11 protein-coding genes are annotated in these 20,622 nt (G+C 29.9%); 10 read left to right on the top strand and 1 reads right to left on the bottom strand.

Annotation, left to right across the window (positions count from 1 at the left end; genetic code table 11):
• The first annotated feature begins 75 nt into the window (after positions 1 to 75).
• Positions 76 to 1,857, top strand: a complete 1,782-nt coding sequence (locus Q5O44_RS14585; protein WP_022169186.1) for a flagellin — start codon at positions 76 to 78, stop codon at positions 1,855 to 1,857.
• A gap of 42 nt (positions 1,858 to 1,899) precedes the next feature.
• Here the strand turns inward: Q5O44_RS14585 and Q5O44_RS14580 are convergent, their stop codons facing one another.
• Positions 1,900 to 3,543 carry a putative manganese-dependent inorganic diphosphatase gene (locus Q5O44_RS14580; protein ID WP_022169185.1) on the bottom strand — a complete coding sequence of 548 codons (1,644 nt, stop codon included), beginning with the start codon at positions 3,541 to 3,543 and terminating at the stop codon, positions 1,900 to 1,902.
• Positions 3,544 to 3,728: 185 nt separating this feature from the next.
• On the opposite strand from Q5O44_RS14580, the gene Q5O44_RS14575 reads away from it, so the two are divergent.
• The 9 genes from Q5O44_RS14575 to Q5O44_RS14535 form a co-directional block, all read left to right on the top strand.
• Positions 3,729 to 6,287, top strand: coding sequence for a calcium-translocating P-type ATPase, PMCA-type (locus Q5O44_RS14575; RefSeq protein WP_022169184.1), 2,559 nt, complete (start codon positions 3,729 to 3,731; stop codon positions 6,285 to 6,287).
• Positions 6,288 to 6,572: 285 nt separating this feature from the next.
• Positions 6,573 to 7,823: a CapA family protein gene (locus Q5O44_RS14570; protein WP_022169183.1), complete on the top strand. Its 1,251-nt coding sequence runs from the start codon at positions 6,573 to 6,575 to the stop codon at positions 7,821 to 7,823.
• Positions 7,824 to 7,965: 142 nt separating this feature from the next.
• On the top strand, positions 7,966 to 9,426 hold the full coding sequence (gene thrC / locus Q5O44_RS14565; RefSeq protein ID WP_022169182.1) for a threonine synthase: 1,461 nt from the start codon (positions 7,966 to 7,968) through the stop codon (positions 9,424 to 9,426).
• A complete protein-coding gene (gene thrB, locus Q5O44_RS14560) occupies positions 9,416 to 10,333 on the top strand; it encodes a homoserine kinase (RefSeq protein WP_022169181.1) in 918 nt (305 codons plus the stop codon). Before thrC ends, thrB begins: the two co-directional genes overlap by 11 nt.
• Positions 10,323 to 10,760 carry an ACT domain-containing protein gene (locus Q5O44_RS14555; RefSeq protein ID WP_022169180.1) on the top strand — a complete coding sequence of 146 codons (438 nt, stop codon included), beginning with the start codon at positions 10,323 to 10,325 and terminating at the stop codon, positions 10,758 to 10,760. Before thrB ends, Q5O44_RS14555 begins: the two co-directional genes overlap by 11 nt.
• 140 nt (positions 10,761 to 10,900) lie before the next feature.
• Entirely contained in the window at positions 10,901 to 12,046 is a 1,146-nt protein-coding gene (locus Q5O44_RS14550; RefSeq protein WP_022169179.1) for a cysteine desulfurase family protein, read from the top strand.
• On the top strand, positions 12,046 to 13,200 hold the full coding sequence (thiI, locus tag Q5O44_RS14545) for a tRNA uracil 4-sulfurtransferase ThiI (RefSeq protein WP_022169178.1): 1,155 nt from the start codon (positions 12,046 to 12,048) through the stop codon (positions 13,198 to 13,200). The genes Q5O44_RS14550 and thiI overlap by 1 nt, the downstream gene beginning before the upstream one ends.
• 187 nt (positions 13,201 to 13,387) lie before the next feature.
• A complete protein-coding gene (locus Q5O44_RS14540; protein WP_022169177.1) occupies positions 13,388 to 19,249 on the top strand; it encodes a M60 family metallopeptidase in 5,862 nt (1,953 codons plus the stop codon).
• A gap of 17 nt (positions 19,250 to 19,266) precedes the next feature.
• A partial coding sequence (locus tag Q5O44_RS14535) for an immunoglobulin-like domain-containing protein (protein ID WP_302638250.1) occupies positions 19,267 to 20,622 on the top strand: 1,356 nt, incomplete at its 3' end.

Below are 20,622 nucleotides of genomic sequence, written 5' to 3'. Positions count from 1 at the left end.
ATAAACTATTAATTTAATAAGGGTTTTTTCGACAATAAACATAGAGAGAAATTTTAGATAACAGAGGAAGAAATAATGAAAATTAATCATAATATGGGTGCCATGAACTCAAAAAGAAATATGAAAATAAATAATAAAGCCTCCTCTAAATCAATAGAGAAGCTAAGTTCAGGATTAAGAATAAGCAGTGCTGGAGATGATGTAGCAGGGCTTTCTATTTCTGAAAAAATGAGATCACAGATTAGAGGATTAGAGCAGGCTTCAAGAAATGCAGCAGATGGAATTACATTAATTCAAACAGCTGAAGGGGCATTAAATGAAACTAACTCAATTCTTCAAAGAATGAGAGAACTTTCTGTACAGTCTATTAATGATACCAACAATGAAAGTGATAGAAATGCTATTCAAAAAGAAATTAATAGCCTTACTTCAGAAATAAATAGAATTGCTAATAATACAGAGTATAATACTAAAAAATTATTAACAGGTGGAGATGGCAAAGGAATAAAAGCAATAAACTTAGATTTTAATGGTACGGAAGTTACTCACACAAAAGGGAATGATGCCGTAACCAAAGGAATGAAAGTTGGAGTTACAATAAGTTCTAATTTATCAAGTAGTATCATGCCACAACCAGATGGATTTAATTTTGAACTTAAGGGTGTAGCTTTATCAGTAAGATACGTTTCTGATAAAGCTAATAATGTAGGTCATATTCAATATGCTAATTATGGAGGGGTAATTACAGGCGGTAATATTACAATTACAAATACTGATAATGGGACTATTGCAGCTAGTGATGTTGAGAAAGTAGCAAAATCTACTGCTGAATTATTTCAAAAACAAATAGATAGTAATGCTACATTAAGAGGAGAATTTAAAGCTTATAATAAAGGAAGTCAAATTATAATTGAAGCTTTAGATAGTAACGGTACAGTTTCGAATGCAGAAATGAAAGTTACAGGAATTGACTCTTCAAGCAATGGATTAACAATTACTGATGTTAATACGGGAAACACAGTTGGTAATGGAACAACTATAGGAAAGCAAGATATACCGGCTAAGGGAGCTTCAACTACAATAGATTTTTCTAATGTAGCAGCAACATTAGATGATATAAAAGCTCTAGTAGATGCAGGTATGAGTATTAATGGACAAACTATACAGTTTTATGATTCAGATGATGAACCATATAAGGGTAAAGCTATAGGAATAGATATAAAAGGTGTAACAAATGCTGAACAGTTAGTTGATGCCATTATAACTCAAACACAAAACAAATTACATGGAGTAGAATTAACAAAAGATGGTAATAATAAATTAGTGATTACATCAACTACAAAAGGTGAACATAGTAAATTAGAAATATTTAATGGTAATTCTTATAATAAGGATATTGAAATAAGTCTTCAAGTTGGTTCTAATGAAAATCAATCAATGCTAGTTTCTATAGGAGAAATGACAGCAAAAGGTTTAGGTTTAGTTGGAGTAGGTGATGGATTTAGAACTGTATATGAGGTTGATGATGGTGAAGGAAATTATAATGTAGAATGTTCACTAGATGTAACTACTGCAAAAAATGCTCAAAATGCAATAGGAATAATTGATGAAGCTACTAAAAAAGTATCTACTCAAAGATCAGCTTTAGGTGCATATCAAAACAGATTACAATATGTAGTTAATAATTTAAATTATTCAGCTGAAAATACTATTTCATCTGAATCAAAAATAAGAGATACTGATATGGCTTTGGAAATTACTAAAAATGCAAAGAGTAATGTATTATTACAAGCAGCTCAATCTATGATGGCACAGGCTAATTCTGCACCAGAGCAAATAATACAATTACTTAAATAATTAATAGGTAAAAAATAAGAGATGCAAAGCATCTCTTATTTTTTAAGCATTTGTTATTACGTTTGTTACTGGCGGTACAACTTGTTTCTTTCTTGAAAGAACTCCAGGAAGGAAAGCAGTATTGTCTACTAGTGTTGCATTGAATGCTTTTTCAGCTATGTCAGATCTTTCACCAACAACAAGAACTTGAGAACCTTCAGTGATTATGTCAGTTAATAATAACATAACCATATCTAATGATGATTCTTTTGCTTTTTCATTCATGTAAGCTAACATTTCTTCTTTTAATGGCATAAATCCATCAATATCCATTGTATTAACTTGTGCTATACCAACTTTGATATCTTCAATTGAGAATGGTTTGTAATCTTGATTGAAGATTTGTTCCACAGTTTTTCCTTTTAATGAAGTTCCTGCTTTGAACATTTCTTTAGCGTAATCTTCAACAGATGAAATACCAGCTATTTCAGCAAGTCTTCTACAGATTTCTTCATCTTGAGGTGTGCAAGTAGGGCTTCTGAATAATAATGTATCAGAGATTATAGCACTACATAATAAACCAGCAGCAGTTTTTGATGGAGTTAAACCTCTTTCAAAGAAGCATTTAGCAACTATTGTAGAAGTACTTCCTATTGGTTCATTTCTAAAGAAGATAGGATTGCTTGTTTGAATATCAGCAACTCTGTGGTGATCGATGATTTCTAATACTTCTGCATCTTCTAATCCATCAACAGATTGACCTCTTTCATTGTGGTCAACTTGGATAACTTTTTTCTTGTGTTTAGAAATTAAGTGGTATCTAGCAACCATTCCTAAAACTCTACCATTTTCATCAGTTACTGGGTAGCTTCTGAATCTAGTTTGAGCCATAGCATCTTTTATATCGTCCACTAAGTCATCATTAGTAAATGATACGATATTTTCCTTAGCCATTACATATTCAACAGGTACGCTTTGTACAATAAGTCTTGAAGTTGTGAATGAGTCATGAGTAGTAACTATTACAGTAACGCCATTTTCTCTAGCTAAAGTAATGATGTTTTCACATGGTGTATGAGAACCTGTTACAATCATTAATGATACTTTCTTATCTATTAATGCTACTTGAGCTTCCTCTCTATCACCAACGATAGCAATATCTCCAGCATTTATATGATCAACCATGCTCTTTGGATCCATAGCAGAAACTACTATTTTGCCTGGGAATGTTTTTAAGTTTTCATTTATATAGCAAGCTGTAGCTGAAAGTGTATCTAATATGTTTTCTAACGTAGTATTGCTTTTTGATAATATTGTGTTGTCCCACATGTCCATGTAGCAAGAAGTTAAATTAGAAACAGAAAGAACACCTAATAAGTGATTGTTTTCATCAGCAACAGGTAATGTCTTCATGTTGTTTTCTTTCATTACATTCCAAGCAGATTTTAATGAAAGTGTAGGTAAAACTGGATTTATTTTATCGAAGTTTAAGTCTTCAACCATAAGTCTTACAGTTTTTAATAATTCTGGAGCTTTAGCACCAAAATAATCAAGAACAAATTGTGTTTCTTGGCTTACGTTACCAAGTCTTACAGGAACAGCTTTTGTATCTCCTGTTAGATTTTTAAATTCAGCATAAGAATATGCTGCACATATAGAATCTGAATCTGGATTTTTATGACCAGTTACATATATTATATCTTTCAAATCAATTGCCTCCTTTGTATTTTCTAAAAATAAGCATATGACAATATTTTATCGCATAAGTATAAAGGTTGTAAATAATTAAAAATGTAAAATTAAAAATCGATGAAATTCATAATTTTTAATTCTTAATTTATATTGGATTTAATATATATTTATAGAAGAGTTATTTTATGGGAGGAGAAGATGTGATTCAGGAAAGAGAATTCACAAGAGGACTAACAACTAGGGAAGCAGAAAAGAGGATACAAACATATGGTTATAATGAACTTAAACATAAAAAGAATAAATCAGCCATATTAATTTTTTTATCTCAATTTAATGATTTTATAGTTTGGGTTTTAATAGTTGCAACAGTTATATCAGGTATAATGGGAGATAAGGCAGATGCAGTAACCATATTAATAATTGTGTTTGTCAATGCTATATTAGGATTTGTTCAAGAGTTTAAGACGGAAAAATCATTAGAAGCATTGCAGGAATTAGCTGCTCCCACATGTAAGGTTATTAGAGATGGAAGTTTAAAAGTAATTACGTCTAGGGAATTGACCTTAGGTGATGTAGTGGTGGTAGAAGCAGGAGATAGAATACCAGCAGATGGTAAGTTTATTGATGCTTCTAATATGGTAGTGGATGAATCATTGCTTACAGGAGAGTCTGTAGGAGTTTCTAAAGATACTACGAAAGATAAAAATCATGGATATATGGGGACAATAATTTTAAAAGGAAGAGGTATGATACTTATTGATGCTATTGGTATGAATACAGAAATGGGTAAAATAGCTAATCTTTTGGATAATATAGAGGAAGAAAGGTCACCACTAAAAGAAAGATTAAATTCATTAGGAAAGATTCTTGTAATTGCCTGTTTAGTTATTTGTGCTGTAGTAACTATCTTAGGAATAATAAGAGGTAATGATATTACGGAAATGTTCTTACTTGGAGTTTCGTTAGCAGTGGCAGCAATACCAGAAGGGTTAGCGGCTATAGTAACAGTAGCATTAGCACTTGGTGTAAATAGAATGTTAAAAAGAAATGCACTTGTAAGAAGACTGCCAGCAGTAGAAACATTAGGGTGTACATCAGTAATATGCTCTGATAAAACTGGTACTTTAACTCAAAATAAAATGACTGTTAAGGAAATCTTTATAAATGGAAGAATATATGAATTAGATAGAGAATTGCCAAGTAATTATGAAATGCTGAAAAAAGCATTTGTATATTGTAATGATACTAACTATGACTATAACGTCAGCAAAGTAGAAAAAGCACTGATGGGAGACCCTACAGAAACAGCACTTATAAGTGCATTTTTTAAAGATGTTAAGGAAATGAAAAACTTTGTGGAAAAAGCTAAAAGAGTTTATGAAATTCCTTTTGATTCTACTAGGAAAATGATGACTGTAATAATGAAGGAGGATAATTGTGAAACTTGTTATATGAAGGGAGCACCAGAAAGGGTTATAAATAAGTGCAATTATATTTTAGAAAATGGCAGAGTAAAGCCTATGACCATGGCAAAAAAGAAGCAGATATCTTCATATATAGATAGCATGTCCAATAAAGCCTTAAGGTGTATTGCAGCAGCATATAAAAAAGAAGATATAAAGAAATCAGAAGATGTAGAAAATAATTTAATATTTATAGGTGTTGCAGGCAGCATGGATCCTCCAAGACCAGAAGTGAAAGATGCTGTAATGAAATGTAAGTTGGCAGGAATTAAACCTGTTATGATAACAGGAGATCATAAAAACACTGCATTGGCCATTGCAAAAAGCATAAATATATGCAATAGTAATGATCAAGGCTTATCAGGAGAAGAACTTGAAAAAATCAGTGATGATGCTTTGGAAGAGGCAGTTAAGAAAGTAAGGGTTTTTGCTAGGGTATCACCAAATCATAAGTTAAGGATAGTAAAAGCATTTAAAAAGAATAATAATATAGTTGCAATGACTGGTGATGGAGTTAATGATGCACCAGCAATAAAGGAAGCAGATATAGGTATAGCAATGGGAATATCAGGTACTGATGTAACTAAAGAAGCAGCTGCAATGATACTAACTGATGACAATTTTGCAACTATAGTATCTGCTGTAGAAGAAGGTAGAATCATTTATGATAATATAAGAAAATTTATTAGATATTTACTATCATGTAACTTAGGAGAAGTTCTTACAATGTTTTTAGCATCTATATTTTACTTACCTAATCCATTGACTCCAATACAAATTTTATTTGTTAATTTGGCAACTGATGGTCTTCCAGCCATTGCTTTAGGTGTAGATCCACCAGATAAGGATATTATGATGCAGCAACCACGTGCAAAGAGTGAAGGTATATTTGCCAGAGGACTATGGGAAAAGATAATAGTAAGAGGATGCCTTATTGGTGTATGTACATTATTTTCTTTTGAACTTGCTAGGCTTTTTGGTATGGATTTGGCAACTTGTAGGACTATTTCATTATGTACACTTGTAATGTCTCAATTATTGCATGTTTTTGAATGTAGATCTGAGAGACATTCTATATTTGAAATTAAGATTTTTTCTAACCCATATTTATTAGGAGCTGTATGTGTTTCTGTTATCATGATATGTAGTATTTTATATATACCTTTTCTAAAGTCAGTATTTAATACTGTTTCATTGAATTTAATGCAATGGTCAATAGTGTTATTCTTTTCAGGAATAATATTCCTAATAAATAGTATGTATTTATATATTAAAAGTAAGGGAAAGAAGGAATAGAATTTAAAATAAGGCTGCTAGATAATATTTGGTAGGTAATATGCTGTTAAATATTATCTAGCTTTTTTCTTTTATAATAACTCATTATTTTTTAGTACTGAAAAGTGGAATGAAAATAATATAATAGTAAGTTAAAGTAACATTACCATGGAAATGTAGGGCATATCCTATAAATGGTTGAAAATGTGAAGGCTCAAGTATATAATAAAAAAGAATTTTATTATAGGAAATGGAGAAAATAAAGCGTTAATTTTAGACAAGCTTTTATTTTCATGGGAGATATTCATGAAGAAAAATAAGATATTAAAAATAGTTAGCAGTATAGTATTTCTTACTGCAGTAGTAGTTTTAGCAAATACATATTCTAAGAGAAATGAAGAAAATATTTATTTAAATAATGGTATAGATGAAAATGGAAGAGTTGAAAATTCAGTGGATGAAAAGGAAGAAGAAGCAATAGAAAATGAAGAAATAAAATATATTGATATTGTGTCTCTTGGAAATTTAATAATACATCAATCACAAATAAATGGAGCGAAAAATGAAAATGGATATGATTTTTCACCAAGCTTCCAATATATAAAGGAGATGGTTAGTGAGGCAGACATATCACTAGGGATTTTAGAAGGAGCTTTAGCAGGTGGTGAGCCAACTGGATATCCAATTTTTAATTCACCAGATGAAGTTATTGATTCTCTAAGGGATACAGGAATTGATGTAGTTAATTATGCAAATAATCATATCTATGATTATGACGATGAAGGATTGCAAAGAACCATTGAGATTACAAAGGAAAAGGGATTGGATGTTTTAGGAGTAAAATCTACAGAAGAAGAAAAAAGTTATTTGGTAAAAGAAGTAGATGGAGTAAAGATCGGGTTTGCATCTTATGTTTTTGAAACAGCTGCTGTTAATGGCTATAAGACAATAAATAGCAATCCAGTATCAATAAATAGCGAAAATCTTATAAATACTTTTAATTATAATGATTTAGAAAGTTTCTATAACAGAATTGCAAGTGAAATATCAGCAATGAAGGCTGAAGGAGTAAAGTTTATCATAGCTTCAATGCATTGGGGAGAAGAATATAATACATATATAGAAGCAACACAAAATGAAATAGCAAAAAAACTTAATGAATTAGGAGTAGATATTATTTTAGGTGGGCATCCACATGTTATTCAACCATATGAAATAATATGCAATGAAAGTGGACATTCTACTTTTGTCATATATTCACAGGGAAATTCTTTGTCTAATCAATCAGAGCAGGAAATTGGTGTAGCTGAAAGTGAAGATGGAATAATGATAAAGTTTACTCTAGAAAAGAAAGATGGAAATGTGTCTTTAAAAGAATATAAGATAATTCCAACATGGGTTTATAAGGAAGAAAAAGGAGATGGAACATATTATCATAAAATAATTCCTGTAGAAGAGGCATTGGCAAATCCAGAGGAATATGGTATAAATAGTGATGTATATGCAAGATTGGAAAATTCATTAAATAGAACTAAAAGTATATTAGGCATTCAATAGACAGTAATGTTACTGTCTATTTTTTTATGAAAAATATAGGAAAGAAAACGCTTGTATTTGTAAAAAGGACATGATAGAATTCTTATAAGTTAAAAAATGCTATTTTTAACATATATAAGCAATTAAAATAGGGGGGACGCCAATGAAGTTTATAAGTACAAGAGGAAAAAGTGGAAGGGTTTCATCGGCTGAAGCTATAATTAAAGGTTTAGCTGATGATGGAGGTTTATTTGTACCAGAGTATTTTCCAAAAGCTTTTGAAAAGTTAAAGAAAAAAATAAGTATTTCATATGAAGAATTAGCATTTGAAATAATAAAAGAGTTTTTTGATGATATTCCAGAGGATGATTTAAAGGAAGCTATTAATAAAGCATACAAAGGTAGATTTGAAATACTAGAAAAAGGGGCATTTTTAGAGTTATATCACGGACCTACATCGGCATTTAAGGATGCAGCGCTTTTATTTCTTCCACAAATTATGAAAAAAGCAAAAAAAGTACTTGCTATTAATGATGAAATAATCATATTGACAGCTACATCTGGTGATACAGGAAAAGCAGCATTAGAAGGATTTCATGATGTAGAAGGATTTAAGTGTGTAGTTTACTATCCTAAGGATGGAGTAAGTGCTATTCAACAAAGGCAAATGAATACTCAAGTGGGAGATAATGTGAAAGTTATAGCCATAGAAGGTAATTTTGATGATGCTCAAAGAGGAGTGAAAAATATATTTGCCGATGAAGCATTAAAAGAGAAGTTGAAAAATGATGGAATTCTATTGTCTTCAGCAAATTCAATAAATATAGGGAGGCTAGTACCTCAAATAGTTTACTATTTCTATGGATATTTTAAACTTGTTAATAAGCAAAAAATAAGGCTTGGAGAAAAAATTAATGTTGTAGTACCAACAGGTAATTTTGGAAATATATTAGCAGCTTATTATAGTAAGAAAATGGGCTTACCAATTGATAGATTTATTTGTGCATCTAACGAGAATAATGTTCTATCAGATTTCTTTAAAACAGGGACTTACGATAAAAGAAGGAAATTATTATTAACAGATTCACCGTCTATGGACATATTAGTATCATCTAATTTGGAAAGATTGATTTTTGAAGCAGTTCATAGAGATGGAGAAAAGGTTTCTAATTTAATGAAACAATTGAATGATAATGGATTATATGATTTAGATGAAAGTTCAAAGGAATTTATATCAGAGTTTTATGGAAACTATGCAACTAAAGAAGAAGTATTTAATGATATAAGCAGGCTTTATCATGAAGAAAAATATTTAATGGATACTCATACTGCTGTTGCTCATACAGTGTTAAGAAAATATAAAAAGGAAAGTAAGGATTATAAGCAATCTCTTATAATATCTACAGCAAGTCCTTATAAGTTTCCAAGAAGCATTTGCAGTGCCTTAGGTATTGAAGTGGAAAATTATAATGATTTTCAAGTGTTAGATATATTAAATAGTTATACTAAGATACCTATTCCTAAAAACCTAAGGAATCTTGATAGTCAGCCTATACTCCACAGAGCTGTTTGTCAGAAGGAAGATATGAAAAAGGAACTTTTAAGTTTTTTATATGAAAGATAAGTGTTTTAAAGTAAGGGTTCCAGCAACTAGTGCTAATATGGGGCCAGGGTTTGACTCACTAGGAATAGCATTTCAATTATTTAATGAATATATTTTTACTGAAATTGAAAGTGGAGTAGAATTTATAGGCTTTCATAGTGAATTTGCCAACAAGGATAATATAATATTTAAAGCTATGGAAAAGGTATTTAAAGATTATAATTATGATTATAGTGGTGTAAGGATTGAAATTATCAATTGTAATATACCAGTTTCAAGAGGTTTAGGTTCAAGCTCCAGCTGTATAATTGCAGGAATTATAGGGGCATTTTCAATAATGGGCAAGGATATTAATAAAAGTGAAGTACTAAAATATGCCGTAGAGATAGAAGGTCATCCTGATAATGTATGTCCAGCTATTTATGGAGGTATGGTTATAGCTGTAATGGAAGATAATGATCCTATATTTAATGAAATAGATATTAAAGAAGGAGTTAGCTTCGTGGCTCTTATTCCAGAATTTAAGCTTTCTACAGAAAAGGCAAGAAGCATTTTACCTAAGGAAATTTCATTGAAAGATGGAATTTACAATGTTGGAAGAACTGCTTTACTTGTTTCTGCATTTGCCAATGGTAATTACAATTTGTTAAAATATGCAATGAAAGATAAATTTCATCAAGCATATAGAAGCAACTTAATAGAAGGATATGATAAGGTAATTAAGGAAAGCATGGAACTTGGAGCATTGGGGTGCTTCTTAAGTGGAGCAGGTCCAACTATAATGACAGTTGTAGGCTGTGAGGATAAAGCATTTAAAAGCAATATTGAGAAATTTATTAAAGAGAATAACTTAAAATACAATGTTGTTGAACTAAAAATAGACAAAATTGGGGCGACAGTTTTAGAGGTGGATAAAAATGAAGGATGATTATTTAGTAATTGATAAGAAAGTATTACCAGAAATTTTTCAAAAGGTAATTGATACCAAGAAGCTTATAGAAAATGGCGATGTAAAAGGAATAACAGAAGCAACTAAGGTCACTGGCATAAGTAGAAGCGTATTTTATAAATATAAAGATTACGTTTTTGAGTTTTCTAAGATGTCTACTGGTAGGAAAGTTACTTTTAGCATGATGGTAAGGCATGAAAAAGGATTATTATCAACTATTTTAAATGAAATATCCAAGGAAGGTGGAAATATCTTAACTATTAATCAAGGTATTCCTATAAATGATGTGGCTAATTTAAATATAACTATGGATATAAGTAGTATGAAAAAAAACTTTAAGGTATTTTTAAATGAAATAAATAGTATTGATGGTGTTGATAATGTACAACTTATTGCAATAGAATAAAAAATAATGATGAATTGTTAGCTTTTATTAATAATTCATCATTTTTATTTTTATTTGACAAAAGTGCATTTTTATAGCAGAATTATTGAAGAATTGAATATAGGTAGTATGTAAATACTAGTAAGAAAGGAGTGAGCAACATGGAGATTTATTTTGATAATAGTGCTACTACAAAGCCTTATGATGAAGTTATAGAAGAAACTTGCCAGGCTATGAAGGAATACTATGGAAATCCATCTTCATTACATAATATAGGTCTAAAGTGTGAAAAGAGATTAAATGAAGCAAGGGAATATTTCGCTTCAACTATAAAAGCTGATAAGGACGAGATATACTTTACTTCTGGAGGAAGTGAAGGGAATAACTTTGTATTAAAGGGATTGCTTAAGCCAGGACATCATTTAATAACAACAGCTTATGAGCATCAATCAGTATTAGATACATGTAAGGTACTTGAAAATAATGGTGTTAAAGTAACATATTTACCAGTGGATAAAACCGGTAGGATTTCATTAGGAGATTTAGATGAAGCTATAACAAAGGATACAGTACTAGTATCAATAATGCATATCAATAATGAAGTTGGTACAATACAAGATTTGGAAGCTATTGGTAAGATAATCAAATCAAGAAGCTCAAGAGCAAAATTCCATGTGGATGGAGTTCAAAGTTATGGAAAGATTTCTGTAGATGTGAAAAAAATGAATATAGATTATTTTACAGCAGCATCACATAAGATTCATGGACCAAAGGGAACAGGATTTGTTTATATAAAAAAAGGTGCTGTTATAAATTCTTTAATTTCTGGTGGAAGTCAAGAAAGAGGATTTAGAGCAGGTACTCAGAATTTACCATCTATAATAGGTTTTGAAAAAGCAGCTAAAATGACTTTTAATAAGATTGATGAAAATTATAACAGTGCTTTAGCCATAAAGAAGTATATGATTGAAAGATTACAGGAAATAAAAGATATAAGGATTAATAGTCCTCTTGAAGATGATTTTTCTCCATATATTTTAAATGTTTCTTTTATAGGAGCAAGAGCAGAAGTATTATTACATTTATTGGAGGATGCTAAAATATATGTTGCTACAGGATCAGCATGTACATCAAAAAGTAGTGCTGCATCAGGAAGTTATGTAATAAAAGCTTTAGGATTAAACAATAAAGAAGTAGAAAGTGCCATAAGATTTTCATTTGACCACAATAATACAAAGAAAGAAGTAGACAAAGTAATTGAAGTGTTAAAAACTTCGTTAATGTTTTTAAGGAGAGTGCGTAAGTAATGAATCAATTAATTTTAGTAAAATATGCAGCAGAAATATTTTTAAAGGGATTAAATAGAGGGAAATTTGAAAGAAAACTTTTAAACAATATTAAGCAAAAGCTTGAAGGATTAGATTATGAGATAATAAATGACCAAAACAGATGGTTTATTAAGGCTGATAATATTGATGAAGCAGTAGAAAGAGTAAGAAAAGTATTTGGTGTTGCAGAAGTATGCACAGTAACTCAAGTAGAAAGAGATTTAAATATAATAAAAGAACAAGCTTTAAAGAAGATTAATGAAGTTAAGCCAAAGACTTTTAAAGTTGAAACTAATAGAGCAAATAAGAAGTTTACTATGAATTCTTTAGAGGTTTCAAGAGATGTAGGTGGATATATATTACATCATTATGAAGGTGATTTGGATGTGCAAGTTAAGAATCCTGAGTGTGTATTAAATATAGAAATAAGAGAACATGCTTACATATTTACTAGTGCAGATAAGATAAAAGCAGTTGGAGGACTTCCTTACGGAATAAATGGTAGTACTATGCTTATGTTATCAGGTGGAATAGATTCACCAGTGGCAGGATACTTAATGGCTAAAAGAGGTGTTGAATTAAATTGTGTATACTATCATAGCCATCCATATACTTCTGAAAGAGCTAAGGATAAAGTTAAAGATTTAGCTAAGATATTAGCTCAGTATACAGAAAGAGTTAATTTATATATAGTACCATTTACAGAAATTCAAATGGCAATAATTGAAGGTTGCAGAGAAGATGAATTAACAATTTTAATGAGAAGATTTATGATGAGATGTGCATGTGCTTTAGCTGAAAAGAATGGAGTACAATCAATATCATCAGGGGAAAGTATTGGGCAAGTTGCCAGTCAAACAATGGAAGGATTAATAGTAAGTACTGATTGTGCTGATAGACCAGTATTTAGACCATTAATAACAATGGATAAGGGAGATATAATGGACATAGCAAGAGAAATAGGTACATATGAAACGTCTATATTACCATATGAAGATTGTTGTACAATATTTGTACCAAAACATCCTAAAACTAAACCTCAATTAGAAGCTATGAGAAAGTCAGAATCAGTATTAGATGTTGAAGCTTTAGTAAATAAGGCAATAGAAGAAACTGAGTTAGTTGTATTTTAAATTTGAATAAATTACAAAATTTTTCACAGAAAAAAGTATTTTTCTGTGTTTTTTTAAAAATAATTTAACAATATTAAACTTTATGTTTACAATGAATAGGTATGTAGTATAAAGTAGTGTTAATAATTTACGATAATAATAATAAAATTACTTTTAATTTATTATTAACAATGAGGGGGATATCTTAGTGAAAAATAAGAAGATAGTTTCATATACATTGGCAGCAACACTAGCAACATCAATAGTACCTAATGCTGATAGTGAAGTAGTTAGTGCAACTGAAAATAATTCAGTTGAAAATAATGCTGATGAAAATTTAAAGGAAAATGTAGAAGTAGAAATTGAAAATACAGAAAAAATTCAAGATCAAGATGCAGATAAATCTGATGAAAGCACAGATGAAGTGAAAAATGAATCAGATGTAGTTGAAGATGAAATAAAAGATAATACTATAGAAGAAAAGTCTTTAGAAGATGATGAAGAGGTTGTTAAATCGGAAGAAATTTCTAAAGCAAAAGAAAAAGAGGAAAAAATAGAAGTTAAAAAAGCAGAAGGTAAAGTTGTAGGAAAATTAGAAGTTGATATGAATTTCCCATTACCACTAGCTGATACTTCAAATTTAGGAATATCTTTAAATCTGAAAAATTCTAATAAAGAATTAATAGGAAAAGTTGATATAAATGATATTTTAAATGGAAATTTAAACTCAGGTGTTACTTATACTGTTGAAAAATTAAATTCTAAAAAGCAACCATTAGAGCAAGGAGATTCAATATATTATATAAGAGTTGTATTTGAAGGTTTAGAAAGAGGAAATTATTCTGTTGATATAGATGGAGAAGGATACATAAATACAACAGTAGATAATATAGATATAGTTGATTATTCTAAGAGAATAAAACTAGGAACATCTATAAATGAAATGATTTCAAATGAAAATTATAATCCAGTATTCTTAGCAGGAGATGTTAATAATGATTTTGTTATAGACATGAAGGATTATAAATTAGTTTTTGATGCTATTGGAAGCAAAGACAGTAAATATGATTTAAATAGAGATGGAAGTGTTGATATAGCAGATTTATCTTATGTTAATTCAAACATTGGAAAAACTAAAGGACAAGTGGAAATAGTAGATTTAGAAAAGATATTAGACCCTGAAAATATTGACATAGACACTAAAGATTTAAAAGGTGCAGAAAATATCAAGGATATATTAACAAGTGCAGACACTGTTGTTAATTTAGGGAGAGCAGATGGAGAAGCACCAAGTGCAGACAAACCTTTAACTATATCTATGGGATTAGATACTACAAAAAATGGAACTCTTAGAACAGCTAATAGCGAAGGCGTTGAAATGGAATCAGTTGTAATAAAAGGTTCTGCAGTTGAAGGTGAAGATGCATCTATTCCATCACAAGGATACATAACTTACACTGATGTTGATGGTAACACAGAAACTGTACCATTCAATGAAGAAAATCTTAAAAGAAGTGGTGCATCAAATGATGTTGTTATTGATTTAGGAAGTCAAGTTGCTGTAAAGCAAATATCTATAAATGTAACAGGAAATAGAGGAAACAAGAAGATTTCTCAAATTGCAAAAATAGAGTTTTTAAATAATGTATATAAAGAAGTTCCAAAGCCAGATATGAATATTCCAACAATAAAATCTTTAGAAACTTCTACTAATCTTCATGATGAAAGAATAACAATATCATGGGAACCACAAGCAAATGTAACTTCATATGAAGTAATGTATCAAAAGCTTAATGAAAGTGGTCAAGTTATAAGCACTAAAAAGTTACAAACAAATAAAACAAATTTAAATATATTAGATAAAGATATAAAACCTTATGATTTATATAGAGTAAGTATTCAATCTTTAAGTGGGGAATGGAGCAGTGGATATTTAACTGAAAAAGATGTACCTACAGCATTTGATGGAAAAGCAGATAATGTAGATGCTGATTTTAATCCAATAGATAGCTATTATAATGGTGATAAGGGAAGTGTATCAGAAATACAAGTTATTCCTTTAAACTCACCTGAACCACCAAGAAATTTAACTACAAATCAAGGATATAAATCTTTTACAGTAAGTTGGGAACAACATTCTCAAGCAAGAGATTTTGATATATATTATAGAAAAGTTGGAGATAGCAATAAAAATTGGATAAAGGCTAATGATAATCACAAAGAAGTTATTGAAGGTAGCTCTGATATTACAAATCCAGATAAGAGTAAATTGGTAAGAAGTCATAGTTATACAGTTAATAATCTTGATGATAATGCTACTTATGAAGTAAGAGTTACTGCTACTAACCACTTAGGTACAAGTGAAATGTCTAAGTCATATATAGCAAGTACAACATCAGTTACTCCACCATCAATGCAAGAATACAAGTTAATTAATAGACCAACAAGTGAAAATGAAATAGGAACTACTCATATTGTTGATGTACGTAATAAGAAGGATGAAAATGGATGGGCATCTCAAGATGATTACTTACATTATGATTCTAAATATGCATTAGTAGATGGAGATTTTACTACTGAATGGAAGGTTGATAACTGGGATACAGGGGCTAGTTATGGTGCAGATAGAGGTTCAGAAATTACATTTGATGATACATATACAATTGGAAGTATAGGTATTGGTAGAACTCTTCAAAGTGGTCATTATATGGGACTTTATAAAGTAAAGGTTACTTATTGGGATGAAAATGATAATAAAAATGTAGTTTATACAGAATCAATAAATGAAAAATGGTCAAATGGCAACAGTTATTATATGGTTAAGTTAAATGAACCTATAAGAGCAAAGAAAATAAAAGTTGACACATCAGGATATGGTGGAAGTACACAAATAATATCAGAGCTTAAGTTCTATGAATATGATACTTTAAGTGATGATATAAAGAATTTATATGAAGATGATTTAAGATTAGTTCTTAAGAAATCTGTTACTCAAGATGTATTAAATGAATTGGCTAAGAGATTAGATACACCAGATGCTATTAGTGGAGAATATCATCCAGATAAAGACGTTTTAAAGAAAGAGTTAGATACAGCTCAAAAGTTATTTGATGATAAGGAAGTTTCAGAAAAAATTACAACTCTTGATGCTAGTATTAGAACTAATAATGAAGGTCCATCTTTAGGAATGGGAAATAGTTATCAATCTTTAGGAAGTGTTGCAAGACCTTCAGTTGATGACAAGGGTACAAGTAAGCAAATTGTAGTATATATGGGGTCAAGTGATCCAAATACTAGAGTTGATATAGTATTTTTACAAAATTATGGGCTTCCAGGTTCGTATATGAGTAAAGTGCAAACAGTATCACCAGGAAGAACAGAAATAACTATACCATCAATCATTTCTGCTGATGTGGAAAAAGGTGGACAAGTTATGGCAAGAGTTACTCAAGGTTCAACAACTGCCAATGTTCAGATACGTTTAAGTGGAGTTACTGAAATTCCTAACTTAAATGTTAACAATATGATAAATGATACTACTAAGGAAAAAGAAGTAAAAGATAAAATAAGAAATTATATATCAGAATTAAAAACATATATGAATGATATAAATACTTTATATCCATCAGAAGTTTCTGATAAAGATAAGATTAATAATGTATATCTTTATGATGAACAAACATCACCTTTAAATACAACTGATATTGAAGGAGATAGATTTACATTAACTTTACCAGCATCAGAAATTCTTAAAGGTATAGAAAGTGGATTAGAAGGTAATACTGAAGCTCAAGTTAATAGAGTATATGATGCACTTTTAGCATGGGAACAAGAAGTAAAAGTTGGTTTTGCTAAAAAAGGTGTATTTGAAGAAGTTCAAGATTTTAATGGTAATGGTGAAATTGATGATGAAGATAGAGCTTACTTTAGAAAGCACAGAGCACCACTTACAAGATTAAATATTAAATATCAAAGAATGATGATGGGAGCAGCAGCTTATGCATCTAATCATCATATAGGTGTAGGATTTAGCTCATCTCAATATATTCAAGGTGTTCCTTATAAATTTGATGAAAATGGAAAGGTTACTAATGCAGATTCTGCTCATTTATATGGTGGATTAATAGGTCATGAAATGGGACATGTTATGGATATTGGTGATAGATTATATCCAGAAACAAGTAATAACTTAATGACTGCTATTACAGGAACTATGTTAAATGAAAACAGTCCTTACTTTGATTCATTTAAAAAGGTATATGAAAAGGTTACTTCTAATACAATAGGTTTATCTACTGATAGAACTGTAGTTTTAAATATGTTATGGCAACCTTATTTAGCATATGAAGATAATATTACTTATGAAATGTTATTTACAGATGTTGATGCTGACTTAACTAATGATTCATATTTTGCTAAATTAAATAGAGCATATAGAGAAATGTCAGAAGAAGAAAGAGTTAATGGTGATAGAGATCAATGGCTAATAAGATTAACTTCTAAAGTTGTTGGTAAAGATTTAACTGATTTCTATGAGGCTCATGGAATAATTGCAAATGAAACAACATTAGCGTATGTTTCTAAGTTCCCTAAGGAAACTAAAAAGATTCAATATATAAATGATGAAGCTAGAAGACAAAGAATAGCAGGAACTGCTGATATGGAAGAGGGTACTACATTAAGTGCATCATTTGCAGATGGAATTACTACAGGTTCTTATGTAGATTCTAAAGAAGTTAAAATTAATTTATCAGTAGATAAAAGTAATGATAGAATTTTAGGGTATGAAATTTATAGAAATGGTGAGCCTTGTGGATTCATAGAAAGAGATAAAGCAAATTCACAAACTGTATATACTGATACTGTTGAAAATATAAATAATAGAGTTGTAGAGTATAAAGCAGTAGCTTATGATTATAACTTAAATCCAACAAATGAAGTTCAATTAGGAACTGTTAAAATACGTCATGAAGGTGGAGTAGATAAGAAAAGTTTAATAATATCTTCTAATACTATAAGTCTTCATGAAGAAAGTAATGATATTCATTCATGTGATGGTAATGAAGATTTAAAACATGCTTTAGATAATGATAAATCTACTGTTTATGAAGGTAGAATGCTTACAAAGGATGAATATAACTCAAGTATTCATACTGCTGAAATGAATCCAAATAATAATCCATATGTAATTTTAGATACTACTGAAATGAAAACTTTAGTAGGTATAAAATATACAGCACCTACAACAAAATCAGGATTTATATTTAAGAGTACATCTATAGCTGATAATGCACTAAAGAAATATAAGATAGAAGTAAGTAAGGATGGAGCAAGTTGGACAACTGTTAAAGAAGGTACTTTGAACTTAGATCCACAAAATCCAACAGAAACAATTTACTTTGATGCAGAAGGTGTTACCGGTGGTAACCAATTAAGTTCATATAATGCTAGATATGTGAAGATAACAGCATTAGATACTAAGAATTTTGCTGCGTCAGAATTAGATTTAATAACACCTCCTGGAGATAATATTGAAATTGGACTTTCTGATGATAATATTACGTATACTAATGGAATTGGTGTATTAAAAAATGATTATGAATATCAAGCAGATAATCCAGATACTAATGAAAATGAAAGAAAATTTATTCCAGCTGGTTCAGTTATAATAACTGGGGAATATAGGGGAAATCCTGCATTTAATGTTCCATTAGTTCTTAATGAAAAAGAACAACATATAGCAGATAAGTATCAAGGTATTCTTTTAGCTCAAGTACCTGACAATGGTAATTTGGAAGAAGTAGCAGAAGGAACTTGGATTTATTGGGTAAATCCAGAAGATGCAACTAAATTTAAAGAAGATAATAAGAAAATTTTTGCAGAGTTATATAGAACAGATGCGGCTGATGCTTTAGAAGGTGGACAAAGATTAGTAAGTGATACATTCAAAATTGATGTACCAAAAGAACTTCCTGAAATAACATTATCTGCTTCAAGTAGAAGTGTAAATGAAGTTAAGGCTATTGATATAAAAACTGATATATTAAATGCTATTAAAGAAAATAGATAGTACAAAGGAGTAAATGCATGAAAAAGGTTAATACTAAAACAAAAGTTATAGCTTTATCAACAGCTGCAGTAATGACGACGGCTATTTATTTAAAAAGTGATAATGTAACTAATGCTGAACAATATGCACAGGTATCAGATAATGCTATAGAACTTAATGTAGATAAACAAAATAAAGATACAATTAAATTATCATTAAGTAATTTTTCAGATTTAGCAAAATCTTTACAATTAAGTGTTAAGATTGAAGGAAATGCTATTTTTACTGATGATTCTATAAAGTGGTTAGTTAAGTCACAAAATGATGATTTAAAAACAGATGTTAAAATAAGTGCTGATAAAAAGCAAATGGATATATTTATATTATCAAATTCTAATATAGAAATTGATGGTGGATTATTAGAAATTTGTGAAATTAATGTTGCTAAGGAAAATAAAAATAGTACAGAAGGATATACTGTTGTACCAAATGTAAATTCGGAAGGTATTGCATATAACTATATTATTGATGGAACTAACAAACAGGTTAAGGGTTCAGATATAGTAAATAGTAGTAAAGATAAATTAACAGTAAATACAGCACCAGTAATTTCATTAGTAGAATCACCTAAAATTGTTGAAGGAAATATAATTATAAAAACAGGTGATGTTTTTAAGCCTTTAGAGTATGTTAAAGCAACAGATGATGAAGATGGTGAAATAACTAATATAACTGCCAATAGTAATGGTGTAGATAATAAAAAACCAGGAAGTTATAAAGTTACTTATGTAGCAACAGATAAGGAAGGAGAATCTACTACTTTTGAGGCCATTGTAGTGGTAGAAGAAGCTAAACAGTCTGTTAGCAATCCAGTTATGACAGTAACAAATAAAAATATTCAAATAAGACAAGGTGAAACTTTTGATCCTTTAAATGGTGTTATAGCAACAGATTATCAAGGAAGAAAGTTAACTGTTACTGTTACAGGAACTTATGATGTAGAAGCTTTAGGAAGCTATGTATTAACATATACAGCAACAGATGCATATGGCAATACTGTTACAGATACTGCTACATTAGAAGTAGTTAAACAAAATGCACCTGTAATAAATGGAGTTAAATCAGAGGTTACAATAGAGGTTGGGCAAGCTTTTGATCCGCTAGAAAATGTTACTGCTACAGATTTTGCAGGAAATGCAGTAGAAGTTAAGGTTACAGGAACTTATGACGTAAATGTACCAGGTGAATATACTATAACATATAAAGCTGTAGATAAGTATGGAACTGAATCAGCTGAAATGAAAACTATATTAAAAGTAGTTGAAAAATCAAATAATAACCAAAAACCTGATGATAGTGGAAATAAACCAGACAATGGAGGAAGCAATCCAGGA

The sequence above is a fragment of the Clostridium sp. CAG:221 genome (assembly GCA_000435835.1).
GTDB lineage: Bacteria > Bacillota > Clostridia > Clostridiales > Clostridiaceae > Clostridium.
Note: the sequence above shows the minus strand (reverse complement) of the source record. Positions and strands in the feature narration are given on the sequence as shown.